Raw genomic sequence first — 20732 nt, 5'->3', positions numbered from 1 at the left:
GGATCGTTATGTGCAAACGGCGGCACATTACTATCCGAGGTGGTTGCACTTCATGCGGGAATCAAGCACAGGCCGGTTTGGCGCCATCGTGCGGTTTGCACGATGGCGCGGTGGTGACCTGTGCTGCTTTGGGTGGTTCGATCATGGTGCTGGTCTTGCGCGGATCGACGCCATCGTTCAACCGCCACAACAGTTTCGCGGGGACGACATGCCCATGGAGAAACAACAGATTAGTCCATATCGAGCTCATCAGAGGCACCTCAAGGAGGGGTGGAGGGTGTTGGTGTGCTCAACATAGCGACATAACAGATCGCCAAAAAGCGATATATTCGCAAGCTAGACTTGAGAGAAATTTAAGATGGGAAAGCTGCCGTTGGGCCTGCTGCAACAGTTCGTGCTGGTCGCCCGGCTGGGCAATCTGTCGCGCGCCGCGGCGCAGGCGAATCTCACCGTGAGTGCGCTCAGTCATCAGATGCGCCAGCTGGAAGAGCGACTGGAGCGGCGCCTGTTCGAGCGCGGGCCGCGCGGCGTGACGTTGACCGTCGATGGCTGCAGCCTGCTTGAGGCGGTGGGCGAACATTTCGATGGTATCGAGCATGCGTTGCTGCGTTATCACCAGCGCCGCCACGACGCGCTTACGCTCAGTGCCAGTCCCGGCATCATCACGAGCTGGCTGGTGCCGCGACTGCCGCGGCTGGTCGCCGTGCATCCGGATCTGGAACTCAGCCTGCAGTCGAGCTCCACGTTGGTGAATTTCGAGCGCGAGCCGGTCGATGTCGGCTTGCGTTTCGGTCGTGGCAACTGGCCGGGTGTGCGTAGTGAGCGGTTGTTCGGCGAATGGGTCGCACCGGTCGCTGCGCCAGAACTGGTGGCGCAGATGGGCGATGCCGATCCAAACGATCTCTCGCAGTGGCCATTGCTGGGCGATCCGCATCCGGCCAATCGCTGGCTCGACTGGTTTGCCCAATACGGTGGCACACCGCCGAAGCGCTATGTGGCGCATTTCGACACGGTCGATGCGCTGCGGCATGCGGCGCTGGAAGGCCTCGGCGTGGCGCTGGGGCGGATGGTGACGTCGAAATCGCTGATCGACGCTGGGCGCTTGCAGGTACTCGGCGATCACTACCTGCCGGTAGAAGATGCGTACTGGCTGGTGTATCCACCTCGCTCGCAGGAGCATCGCGGCTTGCAGGTGTTCCGCGAGTGGCTGCTGGCCGAAGCCGAGGATTACTGCCGGCATATGCCGGCGTTGCGGCGTGACGACGCGGCGGTTGATTGATGGGATTTCACAAAGCGGCAGGGGTCCTCACCGTCGCGGGTCGTTGCAGGCGCATCATCAGGAGATGATCCATGAAGTCACGAGCCGTGGTCGCGTGGGAAGCCGGCAAGCCGCCAAGTATCGAAATTGAGCGACAGCGATGGCTTGCGGTGGCTGACGTAGAATGTCTTCACGCAACAACGTGTTTGCACAAGCTATGGTCGTGCAGCGTTGGTGAGATGCAATGCAACGTCGATCAACAGTGAAATACAGGTAAGGGGCTGGCAGCATGGAAATAATTCGTTCACGCACGCTTGCAGCATGGTTGCTTGCCGCATGCATCGGCTTGCCCACGTTGGCTGCAGCGCAGGCTACAGCGTCCAGTTCGATGGCGCAGGATCAGCCGACCGACACACTGGTGCCGCCCACCAGCGCCAGCGATTTCACCGGTCAGCAGCTGGACAGCGCACTGGCCGGCGACTGGCGTTCGCCGAACAACCGCGCCCGCGACGTCTATCGTCATCCCAAGGCGACCTTGCAGTTTTTCGGCATCCGCCCCGATCAGACGGTGATCGAAATCACGCCCGGTGGCGGCTGGTACAGCGAGATCCTGGCGCCGTTGCTGCATGACGACGGTCATTACATCGCTGCCGTGGAGAAGCCGGCCAGCGGTGACGAGGCAAGCAAGGACGATGATGCCCTGCATCGCAAGTTTGCCTCTGATCTCATGCACTACGGGAAAGCCAAGGTAGTCGAGTTTGACCCCAAGGCGCCGGTGTTCGGCGCGCCGGGTTCTGCCGATCTGGTGCTGACTTTCCGCAACGTGCACAACTGGGCCAGCACCAATAAAGATGGGGCCGACACCACGTCGGCCATGTTCAAGGCGTTTTATGCGGTGTTGCGGCCGGGCGGCGTGCTTGGCGTGGTCGACCATCGGGCCGACGATAGCGCCATGCTGGATGCGGTAAAAAAGAGCGGCTATCTGCCAACCAAGTATGTGGTGAAGATGGCGACCGATGCCGGCTTCACGCTCGAAGACAGCAGCGAGATCAACGCCAATCCGAAGGACACGAAAAATTATCCCAAAGGCGTCTGGACCTTGCCGCCCACGTTCGCGCTGGGTGATACCGACAAGGCCAAGTATCAGGCGATCGGCGAATCCGATCGGATGACCTTGCGCTTCGTCAAACCGGCGCCGGCCACCGCGACACCTTGAGGCCAGCGTTGGTGAGGAATGTCGTGTGCGGTAAGCCATCATGCTGATCGCACTGAATAAACCCTACGGGGTGCTGTGCCAGTTCACCGATGAAAATGGCCGCCGCACGCTGGCCGATTTCGTCAGGCAAAAAGACGTCTATGCGGCCGGACGGCTGGATCAGGACAGTGAGGGTTTGCTGCTGCTGACCGATGATGGCTCACTGGCGCATCGGCTCACCGATCCCCGCCATAAACAGCCGAAAACCTATGTGGCGCAGGTCGATGGCGAAATCGACGATACGGCGCTGTCGGCCCTGCGGAACGGCGTGTTGTTGAACGACGGACCCAGCCTGCCAGCCACCGCGGAACGCATCGACGAGCCAGGCTGGCTATGGCCGCGCGATCCGCCGGTGCGCTTTCGCAAGCACCTACCCACCAGTTGGCTCAGTCTGTCGATTCGCGAAGGTCGTAATCGGCAGGTGCGGCGTATGACGGCTGCTGTGGGGTTCCCCACGCTGCGATTGATCCGTGTACGGGTGGGTGATTACGCGCTGGATGGTCTGGCGTTGGGCGAGACGCGCATGCTGTCATAGCGTGTTCGGCGCCATGGCGATCCGGTAACGGTCCTTGATGCCTGCTCGACTAAGACAAACCGAAAAACGCCTCGGCTGTCGCCGTGCTGTTCGCTGCCGTCATCTCAGCCGGCTCACCGCGATCACGCGCGATTTCCTCGCAGATATGTTTCAGATACATCGGTTCATTGCGCCGATGCTTCGGCTGCGGTCGCACTGTGCGGGGCAGTAGATACGGGGCATCGGTTTCGATCATCAATCGGTCGGCCGGAATCTCGCGTACCAGCGCGCGCAGATGTGTGCCGCGGCGTTCGTCGCAAATCCAGCCAGTGATACCGATATGGCAATCCAGCGCCAGATAGTCGCGCAGTGCCTCACCGGTATCGGTAAAACAGTGCACCACGGCAGCCGGTACCCTGTCGCGGTAACGCCGCAGTACCGAGACAAAGTCCTCGTGCGCATCGCGTTGATGCAGAAACAGTGGTTTCTGCATGTCGACGGCAATTTGCAGCTGCCGTTCGAACACCTGCAGTTGCACCTCGCGCGGCGAATAGTTGCGGTTGTAGTCCAGTCCGGTTTCGCCGATGGCGCGCACGACTGGATCGTGCGCGAGCTCGCGCAGCTGGGTATCCGTCGCGTCGTCGTAGTCGATCGCATGATGCGGATGCACGCCGGCCGTGGCAAACAGCTTGCCAGGATGTGCTTCGGCCAAAGCCAGCGCATGTACGCTGCCTTCGCGCGAAGCGCCAGTCAGGATCATCCGGCTCACACCGTGCCTTGCCGCGCGCTGCAGCACTTCATCGAGATCGTGCTGAAACGATTCGTGACCGAGATTGACGCCAATATCGAGCAACTGCATGGTTGGGCCGCGACAGGTAAAGCGGCATTGTCCCAGACATCGATAGCGTCGCAAGTCGCCTCAGCACGTGGAAACGACGATAGAGGAAAGGTTTCGTAATCGCAGGTGCACTTGCGGTAATCGATCTGTTGCGTCAGCTCGGGTATCAGGCGTTGAGGTCGGAATACCCCTGATCGCGCGCGTTGGTAGGCATATTGACCGGCACACCGCGGCAATGGCGGCGAAATCGGTGTCATTGTCGGGGTTGTAGCTGCGCAAGAAGTATTGTTTGCCTTGCCATCGCCGGGATGCTGGTGGGTCACCACCATGCCCGGGATCGCCTCCAGCACCCCTCGCCCGGACGCGGCAGCGGAATATCTTGCAGCAGCGAGCCAGGGTGATGCCCTGCGACGTGGCGTCGGAGGTGCCAATACCGTTACCCGCATGGTGCTGACGTTATACGGATGGGATGTTCGAACTAACCGCCAGTAGCCGGGTCAGACCCACATACACCCATGACACAAAAATGGATGCAGGAAATTTTCCTAAGATGTGAAGACGCCGCTGAACGGGTGGAGACGGCACAATGGCGGGCGGTTCCGGGTGTGATGTGTGCCGGGGCATGATGCCGACATCATCTCCGACAACAGCAAGATGATCGAGCGATGGTTGGCAAAATTCAGCAGCCGCCACGCTGGGATAATCAAGTTGTGATAGTTATGGTGGTCATTTCGTCAAAGCGGGTGGTTCGCGACAACCAGCGTTGACGGCTTCTCAAAAGCATTGAGCGGGGTGGAATCATGTCGGCAGTCATCAAGCCGGCGGCAAGCGGGGCCGGCATGGCGGCAGACGATCGCGAAGCGGAAGTCTGTGCATGGCTGGTTGCGCGTGGTCGTTTGAAGGACAGCGATCTGGGCCGCGCGCGCCGTCTGCACGAGGAGTCGGCCGAAGGCACGCTCACCACCCTGATGGCGCGGCTGGGACTAGTGTCCGAGCGCGATCTGGCCGAGGCCTGGGTCGAATTGCTGCAGGTGCCACTGCTGGCCGCGCGCGATGCGCCCGAGCTGCCGCCTGCGGAGCTGGAAATATCGTTGCGCTTTCTGAAACAGCACCACGTGGTGCCAGTGCAGGATGAAAAAGACGGGCTGGCCCTGATTGTCTCTGATCCGGCCGATCCGTATCCGCTGCAGGCGGTGACCCTGGCGGCTGGTCGGCCGGTCGCACTGCGGGTCGGCCTGCGTTCGGAAATCGACGGGCTGATCGAACGTTATTACGGCACCGGTCGTTCGGCGATGGGCACCATCGTGGAGAACCTCGACGGTAGCGCCGCCGAAGAGGACGACGTCGAGCATCTGCGCGATCTCGCCTCGGAAGCGCCGGTCATTCGGCTGGTCAACCTTATCCTGCAGCGCGCGGTCGAGCAGCGTGCGTCGGACGTGCATATCGAGCCGTTCGAGAATCGTCTGAAAGTGCGCTATCGCATCGACGGCGTACTGCATGAAGTGGAGGCGCCGCCGTCGTCATCGACCGCGGCGGTGATTTCGCGCGTCAAGATCATGGCGAGGCTGAATATCGCCGAGCGCCGCCTGCCGCAGGATGGCCGCATCCAGTTGCGCGTGCAGGGCAAGGAGCTGGACTTGCGCGTATCGACCGTGCCGACCAGTTTCGGCGAGTCGGTGGTGATGCGTATCCTCGATCGCGAGTCGGTGGTGTTCGACTTCGCCTCGCTGGGTTTCACCGACAGCTTTCAGCAGCGCTTCGTCGACGTGCTCAATCGTCCGCACGGCATTCTGCTGGTGACCGGTCCCACGGGTTCCGGCAAGACCACCACGCTGTACACCGCGCTGTCGCAGATCAATACCAATGACGTCAAGATCATCACGGTCGAGGATCCGGTCGAGTATCAGCTCGAAGGCATCAACCAGATCCAGGTGAAGCCGCAGATCGGGCTCGATTTCTCCGGCGCGCTGCGCTCGATCATGCGTCAGGATCCGGACGTGATCATGATTGGCGAAATGCGCGATCTGGAAACCTGCCGCATCGCGATCCAGTCCGCGCTCACCGGCCATCTGGTGCTCTCCACGCTGCACACCAACAGTGCCGCCGGTGGCATCACGCGACTGCTCGATATGGGTGTTGAAGATTACCTGCTCGGCTCGACCATCAACGGCATCCTGGCACAGCGACTGGTGCGCCGGCTCGACCCGGAAACCGCGATTGCCTACGAAGCGCTGCCCGAAGTGATCGAGCAGTTCGAGCTGGAAAAATACACCGACGAGCGACCGATTCGTTTGTGGAAGCCGGGCAGCAGCGCAGCCAACCCAACCGGATACCGCGGCCGCCGCGCGATCATGGAATTTCTCACCATGAGCGATCCCTTGCGCCGATTGGTGATGCAGCGCGCCGATGCCGGCGAAATCGAACGTCAGGCGCGCAGTGAAGGCATGCGCACGATGTACGAGGACGGCATCGCCAAGGCCGTGAGTGGCGTCACTACGCTGGAAGAAGTCATGCGCGTTACGCAGGACGGTTGACGTGGCGCAATTCAGCTACAAGGCAGTCAGCGACGCCGGCGAGATGCTGCAAGGCCAGATGGAAGCGGCCAGCGTCGAGGACGTGATCGGTCGCCTGCAGGATCAGGGTCATACGTTGCTGGCCGCGCAGCCCGCCGATGGCGCGGCCGGTGGCAGCGGGCTGGCTGGTCTGTTCAAGCGTGGCCCGTTCACCGGCGATCAGCTGGCGCAGTTCACTCATCAGTTGGCGACCCTGCTCGGTGCCGGCCAGCCGCTCGATCGCGCGCTGAGCATCCTGCTCGATCTGCCCGAGGGCGAGCATGCCAAGAAGATGGTCGAACGCGTGCGCGATCGGGTGCGCGGCGGCACCACGCTGTCGCAGTCGCTGGATGAAGAGCTGGGCGTGTTTCCCAAGCTCTACATCAGTCTGGTGCGCGCGGGTGAAGCGGGCGGCTCGCTGGAAGAAACGCTGCGTCGCCTGGCCGATTACCTGGAACGCGCGCAGGCGATGCGTGGCAGCATCATCAATGCGCTGATCTACCCAGCGTTCCTGATGGTTGGTGTACTCGGTTCGCTGGTGCTGTTGTTGGCTTACGTGGTGCCGCAGTTCGTGCCGATCTTCGCCGACATGCAGGTACCGATTCCGTGGATCACCCAGGCCGTGCTGGTGGTGGGCAACACGCTGCAGGCGTGGTGGTGGCTGATCATCCTGCTGATCGGTGGCGGCGTGTTTTTCTGGCGCGCGCGATTGCGTGACCCGCAGGCACGGCTGGCCTGGAATACGAAAATGCTGAGCATGCGGCTGGTCGGTCCGCTGCTGCTGAAAGTGGAAACCGCGCGCATCGCCCGCACGCTCGGCACGCTGTTGAAAAACGGCGTGCCGCTGCTGAGTGCGCTGACTATCGCGCGCCAGGTCACCAGTAATCGCGCGCTTGATGCCGCGCTGATCCAGGCACACGAACAGGTCAAGGGTGGCTCGGGCCTGAGTCTGGCGCTGGGCCAGTCAAAACTGTTTCCACGGCTGGCCATGCAGATGGTCCAGGTCGGCGAAGAGGCCGGCCAGCTGGACACCATGCTGCTGAAAGTCGCTGATACCTTTGAACTTGAATCCAAGCGTGCGATTGATCGCTTGCTTGCTGCATTGGTGCCGGCACTGACCATCGTGATGACGGTGATGGTGGCGATCATCATGGCCGCAATTCTGCTGCCGCTGCTGAGTTTGACCAGCAATATTCAATGAAGATTTGAACGGAGAGAACACGATGCATGATTTGATGAAGCGGGAACCAAGAGTCGGGTTCAGGGATCAGGGAAGCGCCAAAGTCGAAGCTGTTGCTGCATCGAGGCGTTCGCGTTCCCCGCTTGCTATTTCCCGCCGGGCCACCTTGGGTGGCTCCCTCAACACTTCGCGCTCGAAAGGCTTCACCCTGCTCGAAATGCTGGCGGTGATCGTATTGATCGGCATCATCGGTGCGGTGGTGGTGACCCAGGTTGGCAAGAACGTCGACAAGGGCAAGTACGGTGCGGGCAAGGCGCAACTGATGACGCTGAGCCAGAAGATCGAAAACTATGCGCTCGACAACGGCTCGCCGCCGCAGCAGCTGGACGATCTGATGACCAAGCCGGCGAATGCCACTAACTGGCAGGGACCGTACGCGAAAGAGTCCGAGTTGAAAGATCCCTGGGGCCATCAATTCGGTTACCAGTATCCGGGCCAACACGGCAGCTTCGATCTGATCTTCTATGGTCAGGACGGCAAGCCCGGTGGTGATGGCTACAGTCAGGATGTTGGTAACTGGCAATGAACATCAGGGAACGGGGAGCCGCCCGAGGTGGTCTAGTGGCGAGTGAGCAACAAGAGCAGGCGAGTGTCGCTGCTCTTGCGTTCCACGCGCTCCATTCTCCGTTCCCTGCGCGTATCAAGCGCGCGCATGGCTTCACCCTCCTCGAAATGCTCGCCGTCATCCTGCTTATCGGGATAGCGGCCGCGGCGGTATCGTTTTCGGTCACGCAAGGTTTGGCCAGTGCGCGGATAAACGCAGCCAGCAGCGAATTGGCCGGCGCGCTGCGCGCCACGCGGGCGCAGGCGATCGTGAAGGGCCAGCAGCAGAATTTCGATATCGATACGCGCAGCAACAGCTACCGCAACCTGAAGCAGCAAAACGTGCCACTGCCAAAAGGTTTGCAGCTCAGCGTCACCAGCGCGAAGGACGACCAGCCGAACGATTACACCGGACGCATCCGCTTTTTCCCCGATGGCAGCTCCACCGGCGGCCGCATCACCTTGACCAGCGGCAAGCGCGAGTGGCACGTCAACGTGTCGTGGCTGACTGGCGAAGTGCGCGTAGTCGATACGACGGTGGCGATGCAATGAGTTGCCGTTTGTCACGTATGCAGACCAGGCGCGCGCAGCGCGGCTTCAGCCTGATCGAAGTGATCGCCGCCATCATGCTGCTGGCCATCGCTTTTGCTGCGTTGATGAAAGTGGCCGGCGGTTCGATCAGCCTCACCCAGAATGCGGCCGGCTATAGCGAGGCGGCGTTGTGGGCGCGAGGCCTGCTCGATAGCGCTTTCATCGGAGAGCCGATCAAGACGGGCAGCAGTGCGGGTCAGTTCAACAACCAGTTCCGCTGGCAGCTCGCTGTGACGCCGTGGAACGATGCCGGCATCCAGCCACCGGCCGCCCCGCTGCATTTATATCAGTTGGATCTGGATGTGCTGTGGGGGCCGATCGGGCATCCACGTTCGGCCCACTTCCGCACGTTGCGGCTAGCCGGCCAGGATGCCGCCAACATGATGCGGCCGGCACCATGAATTCTGCCGTGCTTAGAGCCTTTACAAAGTCTCCTAGGCCGATGGCCGGTTTCACCTTGCTCGAAGTGCTGGCATCGCTGGTGCTGCTTGCCCTGCTGCTGATCGGCGTGTATTCGGGCTTGCGCACGGCCACGCATAGCGTGCGTTCGGGCACGGCGGCGGTGGAGCGGATCGACCAGATCCGCTCGGCGCAGCAGTTTCTGCAGCGCGAGCTCGCGCAGAGCATGGCCCAGCCGATCAGCAAGAACGAGCGCGGCGAGAACATCTATTTCCAGGGCGACGCGCACGAAATGCGTTACGTCGCGCCGCTGCCTGGCTATCTCGGCAAGCTTGGGCCGCAGCTGCAGAGTCTGAAGCTGGTCGATGATGGCCACGGCGATGCCAGCCTGGTGTTCAGTCTCGCCTTGCTGCCGCCGGATGGATCGCCGCCGAAAGCACTGGGCGACCCGCAGGTCTTGCTCGATCACATCAGAAGCGGCGGCTTTGCCTATCGCGGGCTGGATGCGTTGGGCCAGAAGGTGCCATGGTCTGCCGCCTGGCCGGATGGACGGCTGCTGCCGCTGCTCGTGCGCGTGCAGCTGCAGCCGCAGGGCAATTACGCGTGGCCGTTGATCGAGGTTCCGTTGCGGGTCAATCCGCTGGCCAGCGGTGCAGCCACTGGTCTGCAGCCGCTGAATGCGGTGAGCGGGGGCGCGCGATGACGCGGGCGTTGGTTCATCACTCAAGGTCAAGTCAGCGCGGCGTGGCGCTGCTGCTGGTGCTATGGGCCTGCACATTGCTGGCGATTTTGCTGGGTGGTTACGCCGCGCTGGCCCGTACCGAGGGTCTGCAGGCACGCTATCAGTTCGCGCAGACGCAGGCGCATTACGCTGCCGAGGCCGGCATCATGCGTGCTTTTTACGGCCTGCAGGATCCGATCAACAAGAATCGCTGGATCGGCGATGGACGTATTTATTCTTTCGCATTCGACGCCGCCGAGATCAAGGTCGCTGCCATTGGCGAAAACGGCAAGGTGGATCTGAATGCGGCCACGCCGCAAATCCTGCAGGCGCTGTTTCAGGCGGCGGGCACGCCGCAGGCGGCAGCCCAATCACTGGCTGCCAACGTCGTGGACTGGCGCAGCGCTCCATTGATGGCGAGTGACCTTGACAAGCGTCGCGCGGCTTATGCGGCGGCCGGACATGATTACGGTCCGCGCAATGGCCCGTTCGTCAGTATCGAGGAGTTGCAGATGGTGCTGGGGATGACGCCAGCGCTCTATCGCGTAATTGCCCCGGACATCACGATCTGGTCCGGCAATGCGGCGCCCGATCCCAACACGGCGCCACCGCTTGCACTGGCAGCGATTCCCGGCATGACAGCGGCGCAGGAAGCCATCATTTACGCGGCAAGGCAGAAGGGCGCCAGCGATGCCGGTATGGTTCTCAACAACGGAGTAACGCATAGTATTCGGTCGGAGGCGACACTGGCCGACGGTACGCGTGCAGTGCTGCGCGCGACGATGCGTTTACAGCAGGGACAAACCGGTGCGCAACCCTTTGCGGTGCTGCGCTGGCAGGAGGGGGACGAAGAATGAGTACGGCTACGCAGTCGCTGCGGCCATTGGTGGATCGCATGCGCCGCGCCTGGCGTGGTTCACCGCTGCCGGATTTTTTCCGCTGGTGGGGCGGCGAGCTGCGCGTTCTGCTGCCGGTGCGCTGGCAGAGTTTTTTCAGCGGTGGCGCGGACTGGTATCTGCTGCAGCATGAGGGTACGCAGTGGTCGCTGCGCCGCGCGGGCAACAGTCTGCCGATGACGCGCTGGAACGACAGCGATGACAGCCTGATCCAGCAGACCACGTTGACCAGCGCGCTGAAAAATATCGACCCTGAAGATCTACGGCTGGCGTTGTTGCTGCCGACAGCTGCCGTCTTGCGCCGCACGCTCGCCTTGCCGCTGGCGGCACGCGACAACCTGCTGCAAGTGATGGCGTTCGAGATCGATCGGCAGACGCCGTTCAGTGCGGCGCAGGTGTATTACGCGGTGCGCGAACTGCCGCAGCCGGCAGCAGCCGGACGCTTCAATGCGGAGCTGGTAGCGGTGACGCGCAGCACGCTCGATCCGCTGTTGGCACTTCTGGGTACGCTGAGCATTCCGATCGATGCCGTCGATTTGGCGGTCGGCAATGATCGGCTCGGCGTCAATCTGCTGCCGCCTGAGCAGACAACGCGGCGCGTGCGGCCGCGCCTGCGTTTGAATCTCGCATTGGCGGCTGTTGCTGTTGTGCTGCTGTTGTTGACGCTGGCCACCTGGTTGCACAACAGGCAGGCTGCGCTGGCGAACATGCAGGACACGGTGGAAAGCATGCGCAGCGACGCGCAGCAGGTCACCTCGCTGCGGCAGCAGTTGCAGGACAATGCGGGCGCCGCCGGCTTTCTGGCTCAGCGCAAGAAAAGCACCGTCAGCATGCTCAGCCTGATGCAGGAGATCACGACGCGCCTGCCCGACACGGCATGGCTGGAGCGTTTCAGCGTCGACAACACCGGCCAGGTCGGATTGCAGGGTCAGAGCGTGCAGGCGGCCAAGTTGCTCGACGCGCTGAAGGATTCCACCCTGATCACGAACGCCAGTTTTCAGGGCAGCATCCAGCCGGATCCCACCACGGGCAAGGAACGGTTCTATCTGACCGCGCAGCTGCGTCAGCCGGCCGCCGGCAAAGGCAAGCCGTCGGCTACGGCGGTTGGTGGAGGCGTGCCATGAAAAAGCTCAGCCTCAATCCGCGTGACAGTCGCCTTGCCGCGATCAGCCTGCTGCTGGTAGCACTGGTGATCGGCTATTTCGTGCTGTTGCACTGGTGGTTCGTGGCGCCGCTGAAGCAGATCAGCAGCGACATGGTCGACCTGCGCGATACGCAGGGCCGCTTCGCTGCGGCGATTGCCGAAAAGCCGGCGCTGCAGCAACGCATTGCCACGCTCGGTGCGGGACAGGCCAGCAGCAACGCGTTTCTGGCCGAGGATGATCCGAATACGGCTGCGGCTGATTTGATGCAGCGCGTGGTCGACGTGGTCGGTACCAGCACCCAGGGCGGCAGCTGTGTGGTGAGCCAGAAGGTACCGATACCCAACCCACCAGCGACGCCCGGTGAGCCGTATCGCAAGGCGGCCGTGAGTATCAACCTCAGCTGTGATATCGAGTCGCTGGCCCAAGTGCTGCAGGCGCTGGAGCAGGGCACGCCCTACGTATTCATTGATGACCTGAGCATTTATCGCAATCCGGTCGCGGCGCAGCAAAATAACGCGGCACCGCTCGAGGTGCAGTTCACACTGTCCGGCTACGTGCGTCCTGCACACGATACGCCAGCGGCTTCGCCGCTGGTTCCGGCAGGCCCGCGTGTACCGGGACAGGGAGCTGCGCCATGAATGCTGCCAATCAACGACGTCTGACGCCGATGCTTGCTGCGATCGTCGCGCTGCTGGCGATCGTGTTGCTGCTCCTGCTGAGCGGCGTAGGGCGCAAGGTGCACTGGAATACGCCACGACCGCCAACCATGCTGCCACCGGGCAACAACGCGGCCAATCTGCCGACACCGCTGCCTTTGCAAAGCTTCGCGCTGGTCTGGCAGAAGCCGTTGTTCACTCCTGATCGCAAGCCGATAGCCCGCATTGCCAATGGAGGCACATCGTTGGGTGATCTCACGCTCACCGGCATCATTCTCACGTCGGGCCTGCACATGGCCTTGCTGCATGACAAGAACGGCGATCGCCAGATTCGCCTGCACGAGGGTGAGGCGATGCCCGATGGCAGTGTAAAGCTGGTGGAAGTTCGTCCGCGCTCGGCACTATTCGATGCATCCGGTGGTCGAACCGAGTTGAAGCTGCCGGCGGGGGCACCATTCGATGATCCAAAGGCGGCTGTACCGGGAATGCCGAACGGGGATGCAAACGCCAACAATCAACCGGTGCCCGCCGACGCGATGATCCGCATCGGGCCGCATGGCGTCGGACGACAACCGGGACCGCCCGGCAATGCACAACCACCGCAGGATGCGCCACCCGCGTCACCGTTGCTCGATCGAATCAAACAGGCAAATCAGAGACGCCGCGCCGAACGCGCCGCGGCATCTCACTAAGGAGTAGGTGATTCATGTTTCGCAAGCTCACTCAACATGTTCTGCGCACCAGCACCATCGCCTTGACCGTGTGGCTGGTCGGTTGCGCCAGCTCGCAGGTGCACGACGACAGCGCGCTGCAGCGCGAAGCGATGGCCGGCACGCAAAATCCGGTGCCAGCACCGCTGCCGCTCAACAACGATCTCAACGGAGGCAGCGGCGCTGCCACGCCGAAGTCGGAGATCAGCCCGGGTACGGGCAACTTCATCCATCCCACTGCGTTGAGCACGCCGCGTCCAGCGGCAACCGGCGACGGCGCAGTGACCTTCAATTTCGAGAATCAGCCGGTGCAGGCGGTAGTCAAGGCGATCCTCGGCGATCTGCTCAAACAGAACTACACCATCGTGCCGGGCGTGCAAGGCAATATCTCGTTCTCTACCTCCGAACCGGTGGACAGCAGCCAGGCATTGCCGATACTGGAGACCCTGCTGTCGTGGACCCACAACGCGCTGGTCAAGCGCGCCGGCGGCTATGTCGTGCTGCCTGAAAAAGATGCCGTGGCCGGCAATATGGTGCCCAGCCTGGGCGCTAACGCACCATCAGGTGGTCTGCAGTCGCGACTTTTCCCGTTGCGCTACATTTCCGCTACTGAGATGCAGAAGCTGATCAAGCCGTTCGCCCGGCAGGATGCCGTGCTGCTGGCAGACCCTTCGCGCAATCTCATTGTGATGTCCGGTACGCCGGAAGAGCTGGCCAATTATTCCAGCATGGTGAAAACCTTCGACGTCGATTGGCTGCGCGGCATGTCGATCGGCGTATTCAACCTGCAGTACGCCAAGGTCGATGAGCTGATGCCGAAACTCGATGGCATGTTCGGCGAACATGGTGATACGCCGCTGGCTGGCACGCTGCGCTTTATCCCGATCGAACGCACCAATGCGATGGTGGTGATCAGCACACAGCCGCAGTACCTGCAGGAAGTCGGCGACTGGATTGCCAAGATCGACGCCGGTGGTGGCAACGAGCCACAGCTGTTCGTCTACGACGTGCGCAACCTCAAGGCATCCGATCTCGCCAAATACCTGGGGCAGATCTATGCCAACGGTTCGGGTTCCGGCAACGGCAGCGATGCCAATGGCAAGGTCGGTCCGGGCCTGACCGGCGGTACGCTGGGAAGCGGCAACAACAGCAGCTCGCAAAGCTTGGGCAGCACCGCCGGCAGCTTCGGATCGTCCTCGTCCGGCACCAGTGGCCTCGGCGGGTTGGGCAGTTCAAGCGGTACGTCCGGACTGGGCGGTCTGGGCAGCAGCAGTGGTGGATTGAATACGAGCGGTGGCATTGGGAGTTCAAGCGGTTCGTCATCCAGCCTCGGTAGTGGCGTCGGTGGCAGCGCCAGTGGTGCGGGCGGCAACGGCAGCGATGCTTCAAGTGATCAGCAGTACACATCCAGCGACGGCAGCGTCCGCATCAGCTCGGTCGACAGCAACAATCAGCTGCTGGTCCGCGCTCGGCCGTCGCAGTGGAAGGAGATGCAGGAAGCCATCAAGAAGCTCGACAACGTGCCGCTGCAGGTACAGATCGAAACGCGCATCCTCGAGGTGACGCTCACGAACCAGTTCGCGTTCGGCGTGCAGTACTACCTTGACGGGCTGACCGGCTCCACTACTTCCGGCACCACGATCACGCCGGGCCAGACGTACCGCCATCGCAATATCGGCGCAGGCGGCGGCGGCACGGTGCCCACCAGCGCAGACACACTCTTCTATTCCTTCATCAACAGCAATACCCAGGTCGCGATCAGTGCGATGGAAACCAGCGCCAATTCCAAGACGCTGTCCGCGCCCTCCATGGTGGTGATGAACAACCAGCTGGCGCATATCCAGGTCGGCAACCAGATACCGGTCAACCAGACGTCATTGATTGGCCTGGGTGGCACCACTACTACCGACACCACCGCCAGTACGGTCACGTATATTCCTACCGGCGTCATCCTCGATGTGCAGCCGCGTGTGAATCCAGGCGGTCTGGTGTATCTGAATGTGCATCAACAGGTAAGCACGGCATCGACGACGACCAATTCGCAGGGCAACCCCACCATCGCCCAGCGCGATGTGTCGACCCAGGTTGCAGTACAGAGTGGCCAGACTGTGCTGTTGGGAGGTCTGATAACCCAGGACAACGAGGTGGGCAACACCGGTGTTCCGTTTCTCAGCGACATTCCCGTGCTGGGTCGACTGTTTGGCACCACCAGCAAAAGCCGCACGCGCACAGAGCTGATCGTGCTGATCACGCCCAAAGTGATCCGCAGCAGTGAGGATGCCAAGCAGGTGACTAGCGATTATCAGAGCAAGTTTGAATCGTTGCAGCCGTTGCGCGCATCAACTGCACCCACCACGCCGATGGCCCTGGCCCTTTCCACCGCGCTGCAGTCATCGGCGCCAGGGGCGCTGCCCGTATCGTCCAATACCCCATCGGCAAGCGCTGCGTCGACGGGTGTTCCGGCACCGAACTGGCCTGGGCAACTGCAACAGCATGCGGAAGATGCGCTGCGCCAGTCCGACTATGCGACCGCGCAGGATCTGGCAATGCAGTCGTGGCGACAGGGTTCGCATCATGGTTCGCTGTGCGAGCGCAACTGGCAGGTCATTGCGCAAGCGCGTGAGCACAGCAATCGACTCGGTAGCGTCGATGCGGCGCGCAAGCAGGAGAACAGTTGCCTGGCAACTCCTTGACCTTGTATCGCGTCGACGGGCGAGCCACGGAGGGCTTGTCCTGACGCTGCCTAACGAGTGGCGCCCCAGCCGCTATCATCGGCGACGATGAATGTTCCGCTGCCCACTTCCCTGATCACGACTTTTCCGATCACGCCGCTGCTGCCGGACATCTGCGCGTCGCTTGCGGATCATCCGCGACTGGTGCTGGAAGCCCCGCCCGGCGCCGGTAAAACAACCCAGGTGCCGCTGGCCTTGCGCGATGCTGCGTGGCTTGCGGGCAAGAAAATCATCGTTCTGGAGCCACGACGCATTGCCGCCCGAGCGGCTGCGCAGTTCATGGCGCAGCAGCTCGGCGAAGCGGTCGGTGAGACCGTCGGCTACCGCATTCGCTTCGAATCGAAAGTGAGCGTGGTGACGCGTATCGAGGTGGTCACCGAAGGCATCCTCACCCGATTCATCCAGGACGATCCGGAACTCACCGGCATCGGAGCGATCCTGTTCGATGAATTCCACGAACGGCACCTCGCCGGTGATCTCGGTGCGGCGCTCGCGCTGGATGTACAGGCCACCTTGCGCCCGGATCTTCGATTGCTGGTGATGTCCGCGACGCTGGATGGTGAGCGCATCGCGCAATGGCTGGATGCGCCGCGTATCAGCAGCCCAGGCCGCAGTTTCCCTGTACGCATCGAGCATCCACCGGCGCGCACGCAGGAAACCGTGGAGCATCATCTGGCGCGCATCGCGCGGCAGGCGCTGGAAGAGAACGAGGGTGACGTACTCGCGTTTCTGCCGGGACAGCGGGAAATTGTTCGTACTAAAAATGCGCTTGCACAAACGATCACGTCGGACGGTATCGAAGTCATCGCGTTGCACGGCGAGCTGTCGCAGGTCGAACAGCAGGCGGCGCTGGCGCCGGCCGAGTCAGGCATGCGGCGTATCGTGCTGGCCACCAATGTGGCGGAATCCAGTGTGACCCTGCCAGGCATCCGTGCGGTGATCGATGCGGGGCTGGCGCGCGAGCCGCGTTTCGATCCGAACTCCGGCTTCACACGGCTGGAAACCGTAAGCATTTCACAGGCCTCGGCCGATCAGCGCGCGGGTCGCGCCGGTCGTGTGGCGCCCGGTACGGCCTATCGCCTGTGGCCGCAAAGCAAACGGCTGGAATCAGCGCGGCGCGCCGAAATCAGCCATGCCGAATTATCCGGGCTGGCGCTCGAACTGGCGGCCTGGGGCTTGAACGCAAGCAGTAGAGACACGCTGCGCTGGCTCGATCCACCGCCTGCTGGCGCACTGGCACAGGCGCGCGAGTTGCTGATCAGACTCGGTGCGCTGGATGCCACCACGCGTATCACCGCCATGGGGCGCGCCATGCTGGAGTTGGGTGCGAGTTCGCGATTGGCCGCTGCGGCATGGCGCGCGCCGTCAGCATGGCGCCCGCTGATCGCCGATCTGCTTGCCTTGATGGAGGCGCGTTCGCCGATGCGTGGCGAACAGGCGCGCAGCGATGATTTTCGTGTCCGCGTCGCCGCCTTGCATGCGTGGCGCGATCGCCGGGGGCCTTCAGCACGCCATGACGTCGATAGCGGTGCGCTGGCAGCCATTGAACAGATCAGCAAGGGATGGCGCAGACGTCTGGACGTCCGAACGGCCGCCAGCGGTGTGCCGGATAGCCATGCGGTCGGCGATCTTTTGCTGCACGCCTTTCCCGATCGGGTGGCGCGCCGCGACGAGTCCAATCTGCTGCGCTACACACTGGCCAACGGTCGTGGCGCGCGCCTGCATGAGAATACCTCGTTGCACGGCGAGCCCTGGCTGGTCGTGCTGGATCTGCGTCACGAGGCACGCGACAGCCTGATTCTTGTCGCCGCGCCGCTCGATCCTTTGGTGCTGGAGCGCGATTATCCGGCGCAGTTTTCTCGCGAGCACACGCTGCGCTGGAACGAGCAGCGCGCGGTGATCGAAGCGTTCGACGAACGTCGTTTCGGCGCCATCGTGCTGGAGCGGCGCAGCGTACCGGTGCGGCCGGAAGATGCACTGCCGGCGCTGTTGGCTGTGGTGCGCGCGCGCGGCATCGAGACCTTGCCGTGGGGCGATCAGGCGAAACGACTGCGTGCGCGCATGCAGGCCTTGCGGGCGTGGATGCCGGAGCTCGGGCTGCCGGACGTGTCCGATACTGCACTGCTCGATTCAATCGGCATCTGGCTTTCACCCTATCTCAATGGCAAGCGCGGACTTGATGCGTTGGGTGCGGACGAACTCTCGCAGGCGCTGGCCTCGCTATTCGATTACGAACAGCGCCGCATGCTCGACGCGCAGGCGCCGGAAAGCCTCATGGTACCCAGCGGCCAGCAGCGCCGGCTCGACTATGCGCCGGACGAGCCGCCAGTGCTCGCTGTAAAACTGCAGGAGCTATTCGGCCTCGCCGATACGCCGCGCATCGGCGGCGGTCGCATTCCGGTGACATTGCATCTGCTGTCACCGGCCGGCCGGCCAATTCAGGTGACGCAGGATCTGAAAGGCTTCTGGGAGCGCACTTACCCGGAAGTGAAGAAGGAATTGAAAGGTCGTTATCCGCGCCATCCATGGCCGGATGATCCATGGACCGCCGTGCCAACGCATCGTGCGAAGCCTCGCGGCACCTGATGGCGCGAGCGCACGGTGGAGGATATGACGACCTTCTTGCGCTCGGTGGCTACCGGTAATATTTGTTCCGTACAATGAAGCTTGCACCTGAAATTCATCGTGGCAGGTGTTTTATCAGCGGAATAGTTTGATCTTAGGATTGTTGACCCCAGAGGAGAAAGCCCATGAACAAGCGTTTTGGAATGATGGCATTGCTGTTGCTCGCCCTGCCAGTGATGGCCCATGCATCCTGCGATGATGTGAAGTCCAGCATCGATGCCAAGATCAAGGCCAAGGGTGTATCCGACTACAAGCTGGACGTTGTGTCCGGAGACCAGGCCGATGCTAACGGCAAGGTCGTCGGCCAGTGCGAAGGCGACAAGAAAATTGTCTACACGCGTGGTGAGGCATCCAGTTCGGACAGCTCCAGCTCCTCGTCGGACAGCTCGTCAGCCGACAGTGCGGCACCTGCCGATTCAAGCAGCGCACCGGCACCGACGAAGCCAAAACATCACCATACGAAGAAAGCGGCAGATGATTCAGCTGCGCCAGCGCCGGCAGCTTCCAGCGGCGGTTGAGCAAGCTTTTGCAAATCAGATAAGGGCGCCTCGAGGCGCCCTTATCATTTCAGCCGGGTTTATTTCGCCCGGGCTTTTGCGCTTAATGATTGGCAGCGGTGCTGCTCGAGGCTGGTGCCGGTGAGCGCGTAAAGCTGCCGGAGTCGCCGGGAAACACGACCGGGCTTTCATAGCCGTCTGCCGATACGGACGAGACACCAAAGAACCAGTCGTCGATCACCACATCCTTCAGTACAGTGTGATCGTCATCGCCGACGCTTTGCTTGTATTGCCACTGCGGCGCCGTCGTGTCGCGCCAGTGCACGAGATAGCCGATGGCGCCGGACACCTTGTTCCATTTCACTGTGGTGTCGGTGGCCAGCGCGCCCTCGGTCTCCACGCCCGTTGGCGGTGCGGGTGCACGGCTCAGCGCGGCCATTGTCAGCGTATTGAGCGCGGTAACGTGGGCCAGATAACGGAAGTCGATACCATCGATGGTGTCGCCGTAACGCACGCCCCGATCCTTGTCGGTATTTCCGATACGTAGATCCTGATGCTGCCGGGTGTAATCCTCGTGCGACTCGGTCACGCGCACTGCGGGGAAGCCGGCCTCCAGAAATGGCACTTGATCGCCGCCGCGGCCATAGCGGTCGGTGCGATAAATCATGTGCACGTGCAGATCAGGCAGGTAGGTATCGGCCAGATTCGCCATGTAGCGGGCCATATTGCGTGAGGGCGAATCCACCTCACCGCCGTGATAGCGGCGATAGGTTGCCTGCGCAGCGGTTTCGTTGCTCTTGGTGCCCTCGGAAAACACGCGCACCGAGGTGTTGTCGATCGCGCCGTTCTGGCCGCGGCTATTGCCGATAATGTCGTTGTTCAAGTCGGCCTCTACCTGCCAGCCTTGCGCCACGGCGTAGTCGGCCAGCACCTTGCCGCCGTAGAGGCCTTGCTCCTCGCCGGACAAGGCGGCGAATACCAGCGTGGCCTGATTGTCCTGCTTGGACAGCAGACGAGCTGCCTCGATCAATGCTGCCACACCGGATGCGTCGTCATTGGCGCCCGGCGCATCGCTCTTGCTGTTCATCACGTCGGTGACGCGTGAATCGAGGTGGCCGGTCATCACGATCACCCGATTGGGATCGCCCTTGCCGCGCTTGATCGCGACCACGTCCATCACTTCGGTTGGCGTGGGCAATCGTTTGCCGGTGAACGTCTGCGATGGTGTAACCACTTCGATGCAGCCGCCGCAATCGTGCGAGATGCTCTCAAAGCGCGATTTCACCCATTGACGAGCAGCACCGATGCCGCGTGTCTTCGACGTGGTATCCGACATCGTGTGGCGCGTACCGAAGCTGACCAGCTTGGTGATGGTCGTACGCAATTCGGCTTCACTCGGTGCGCTGGCCAGCGTTTGCAGGGCAGGTTGATCGTACGACGCAATGGAGGAAGTTTGTGCCAGAGCGCCGATGCTCGCGGCTGCCAGCATGGAAAAGGCAAAAATTTGCAGGCTTCGATACATCGTATTTGCTCACCGTCAAGGGACGAACACGATACAAC

19 protein-coding genes are annotated in these 20732 nt (G+C 62.0%); 16 read left to right on the top strand and 3 right to left on the bottom strand.

Annotation, left to right across the window (positions count from 1 at the left end; all coding sequences use genetic code 11):
- Window positions 1-61: 61 nt before the first annotated feature.
- The gene (locus HDE79_RS14625) at window positions 62-250 is read right to left on the bottom strand and encodes a hypothetical protein (RefSeq protein ID WP_184602727.1); all 189 of its coding nucleotides are present in this window, start codon (window positions 248-250) and stop codon (window positions 62-64) included.
- A 108-nt stretch (window positions 251-358) separates the two neighbouring features.
- On the opposite strand from HDE79_RS14625, the gene HDE79_RS14620 reads away from it, so the two are divergent.
- From HDE79_RS14620 to HDE79_RS14610, 3 genes are all read left to right on the top strand, one after another.
- Window positions 359-1279, top strand: a complete 921-nt coding sequence (locus HDE79_RS14620; RefSeq protein WP_184602725.1) for a LysR substrate-binding domain-containing protein — start codon at window positions 359-361, stop codon at window positions 1277-1279.
- A gap of 268 nt (window positions 1280-1547) precedes the next feature.
- Window positions 1548-2474, top strand: a complete 927-nt coding sequence (locus tag HDE79_RS14615; protein WP_184602724.1) for a class I SAM-dependent methyltransferase — start codon at window positions 1548-1550, stop codon at window positions 2472-2474.
- 40 nt (window positions 2475-2514) lie between these two features.
- On the top strand, window positions 2515-3048 hold the full coding sequence (locus HDE79_RS14610) for an rRNA large subunit pseudouridine synthase E (protein ID WP_184602722.1): 534 nt from the start codon (window positions 2515-2517) through the stop codon (window positions 3046-3048).
- A gap of 49 nt (window positions 3049-3097) precedes the next feature.
- On the opposite strand, the gene HDE79_RS14605 is transcribed toward HDE79_RS14610, so the two are convergent.
- Window positions 3098-3886 carry a TatD family hydrolase gene (locus HDE79_RS14605; RefSeq protein WP_184602720.1) on the bottom strand — a complete coding sequence of 263 codons (789 nt, stop codon included), beginning with the start codon at window positions 3884-3886 and terminating at the stop codon, window positions 3098-3100.
- Between the two features lie 779 nt (window positions 3887-4665).
- Between HDE79_RS14605 and gspE the strand changes: the two genes are divergently transcribed.
- The 13 genes from gspE (at window position 4666) to HDE79_RS14540 (ending at window position 19193) form a co-directional block, all read left to right on the top strand.
- Complete coding sequence (gspE, locus tag HDE79_RS14600) at window positions 4666-6399, top strand: type II secretion system ATPase GspE (RefSeq protein ID WP_184602719.1); 1734 nt, start codon at window positions 4666-4668, stop codon at window positions 6397-6399.
- Window position 6400: 1 nt separating this feature from the next.
- The gene (gspF, locus tag HDE79_RS14595) at window positions 6401-7618 is read left to right on the top strand and encodes a type II secretion system inner membrane protein GspF (protein WP_184602717.1); all 1218 of its coding nucleotides are present in this window, start codon (window positions 6401-6403) and stop codon (window positions 7616-7618) included.
- A 145-nt stretch (window positions 7619-7763) separates the two neighbouring features.
- On the top strand, window positions 7764-8183 hold the full coding sequence (gene gspG / locus HDE79_RS14590; protein WP_184602715.1) for a type II secretion system major pseudopilin GspG: 420 nt from the start codon (window positions 7764-7766) through the stop codon (window positions 8181-8183).
- Between the two features lie 113 nt (window positions 8184-8296).
- Window positions 8297-8752: a GspH/FimT family pseudopilin gene (locus tag HDE79_RS14585; RefSeq protein ID WP_343205985.1), complete on the top strand. Its 456-nt coding sequence runs from the start codon at window positions 8297-8299 to the stop codon at window positions 8750-8752.
- A 17-nt stretch (window positions 8753-8769) separates the two neighbouring features.
- A complete protein-coding gene (locus HDE79_RS14580; RefSeq protein ID WP_184603050.1) occupies window positions 8770-9192 on the top strand; it encodes a prepilin-type N-terminal cleavage/methylation domain-containing protein in 423 nt (140 codons plus the stop codon).
- Window positions 9193-9233: 41 nt separating this feature from the next.
- Window positions 9234-9893 carry a prepilin-type N-terminal cleavage/methylation domain-containing protein gene (locus tag HDE79_RS14575; protein ID WP_184602712.1) on the top strand — a complete coding sequence of 220 codons (660 nt, stop codon included), beginning with the start codon at window positions 9234-9236 and terminating at the stop codon, window positions 9891-9893.
- A gap of 41 nt (window positions 9894-9934) precedes the next feature.
- Window positions 9935-10768 carry a type II secretion system protein GspK gene (locus tag HDE79_RS14570; protein WP_343205977.1) on the top strand — a complete coding sequence of 278 codons (834 nt, stop codon included), beginning with the start codon at window positions 9935-9937 and terminating at the stop codon, window positions 10766-10768.
- Window positions 10765-11931, top strand: a complete 1167-nt coding sequence (locus HDE79_RS14565) for a PilN domain-containing protein (protein ID WP_184602708.1) — start codon at window positions 10765-10767, stop codon at window positions 11929-11931. Before HDE79_RS14570 ends, HDE79_RS14565 begins: the two co-directional genes overlap by 4 nt.
- On the top strand, window positions 11928-12590 hold the full coding sequence (gene gspM, locus HDE79_RS14560) for a type II secretion system protein GspM (protein ID WP_184602706.1): 663 nt from the start codon (window positions 11928-11930) through the stop codon (window positions 12588-12590). Before HDE79_RS14565 ends, gspM begins: the two co-directional genes overlap by 4 nt.
- Window positions 12587-13300, top strand: a complete 714-nt coding sequence (locus tag HDE79_RS14555; RefSeq protein ID WP_184602704.1) for a general secretion pathway protein GspN — start codon at window positions 12587-12589, stop codon at window positions 13298-13300. Before gspM ends, HDE79_RS14555 begins: the two co-directional genes overlap by 4 nt.
- Before the next feature lie 14 nt (window positions 13301-13314).
- Entirely contained in the window at window positions 13315-16011 is a 2697-nt protein-coding gene (gspD, locus tag HDE79_RS14550; protein WP_184602702.1) for a type II secretion system secretin GspD, read from the top strand.
- A gap of 87 nt (window positions 16012-16098) precedes the next feature.
- The gene (gene hrpB / locus HDE79_RS14545; protein WP_184602700.1) at window positions 16099-18636 is read left to right on the top strand and encodes an ATP-dependent helicase HrpB; all 2538 of its coding nucleotides are present in this window, start codon (window positions 16099-16101) and stop codon (window positions 18634-18636) included.
- A gap of 164 nt (window positions 18637-18800) precedes the next feature.
- On the top strand, window positions 18801-19193 hold the full coding sequence (locus HDE79_RS14540) for a DUF1161 domain-containing protein (protein WP_184602699.1): 393 nt from the start codon (window positions 18801-18803) through the stop codon (window positions 19191-19193).
- Between the two features lie 82 nt (window positions 19194-19275).
- Here the strand turns inward: HDE79_RS14540 and HDE79_RS14535 are convergent, their stop codons facing one another.
- Window positions 19276-20694: a M20/M25/M40 family metallo-hydrolase gene (locus tag HDE79_RS14535; protein WP_184602698.1), complete on the bottom strand. Its 1419-nt coding sequence runs from the start codon at window positions 20692-20694 to the stop codon at window positions 19276-19278.
- Window positions 20695-20732: the final 38 nt, after the last annotated feature.

Source organism: Rhodanobacter sp. MP1X3 (assembly GCF_014207165.1).
GTDB lineage: Bacteria > Pseudomonadota > Gammaproteobacteria > Xanthomonadales > Rhodanobacteraceae > Rhodanobacter.
The sequence above is the reverse complement of the archived record's forward strand: the minus strand, read 5'-3'. Positions and strand labels throughout refer to the sequence as shown.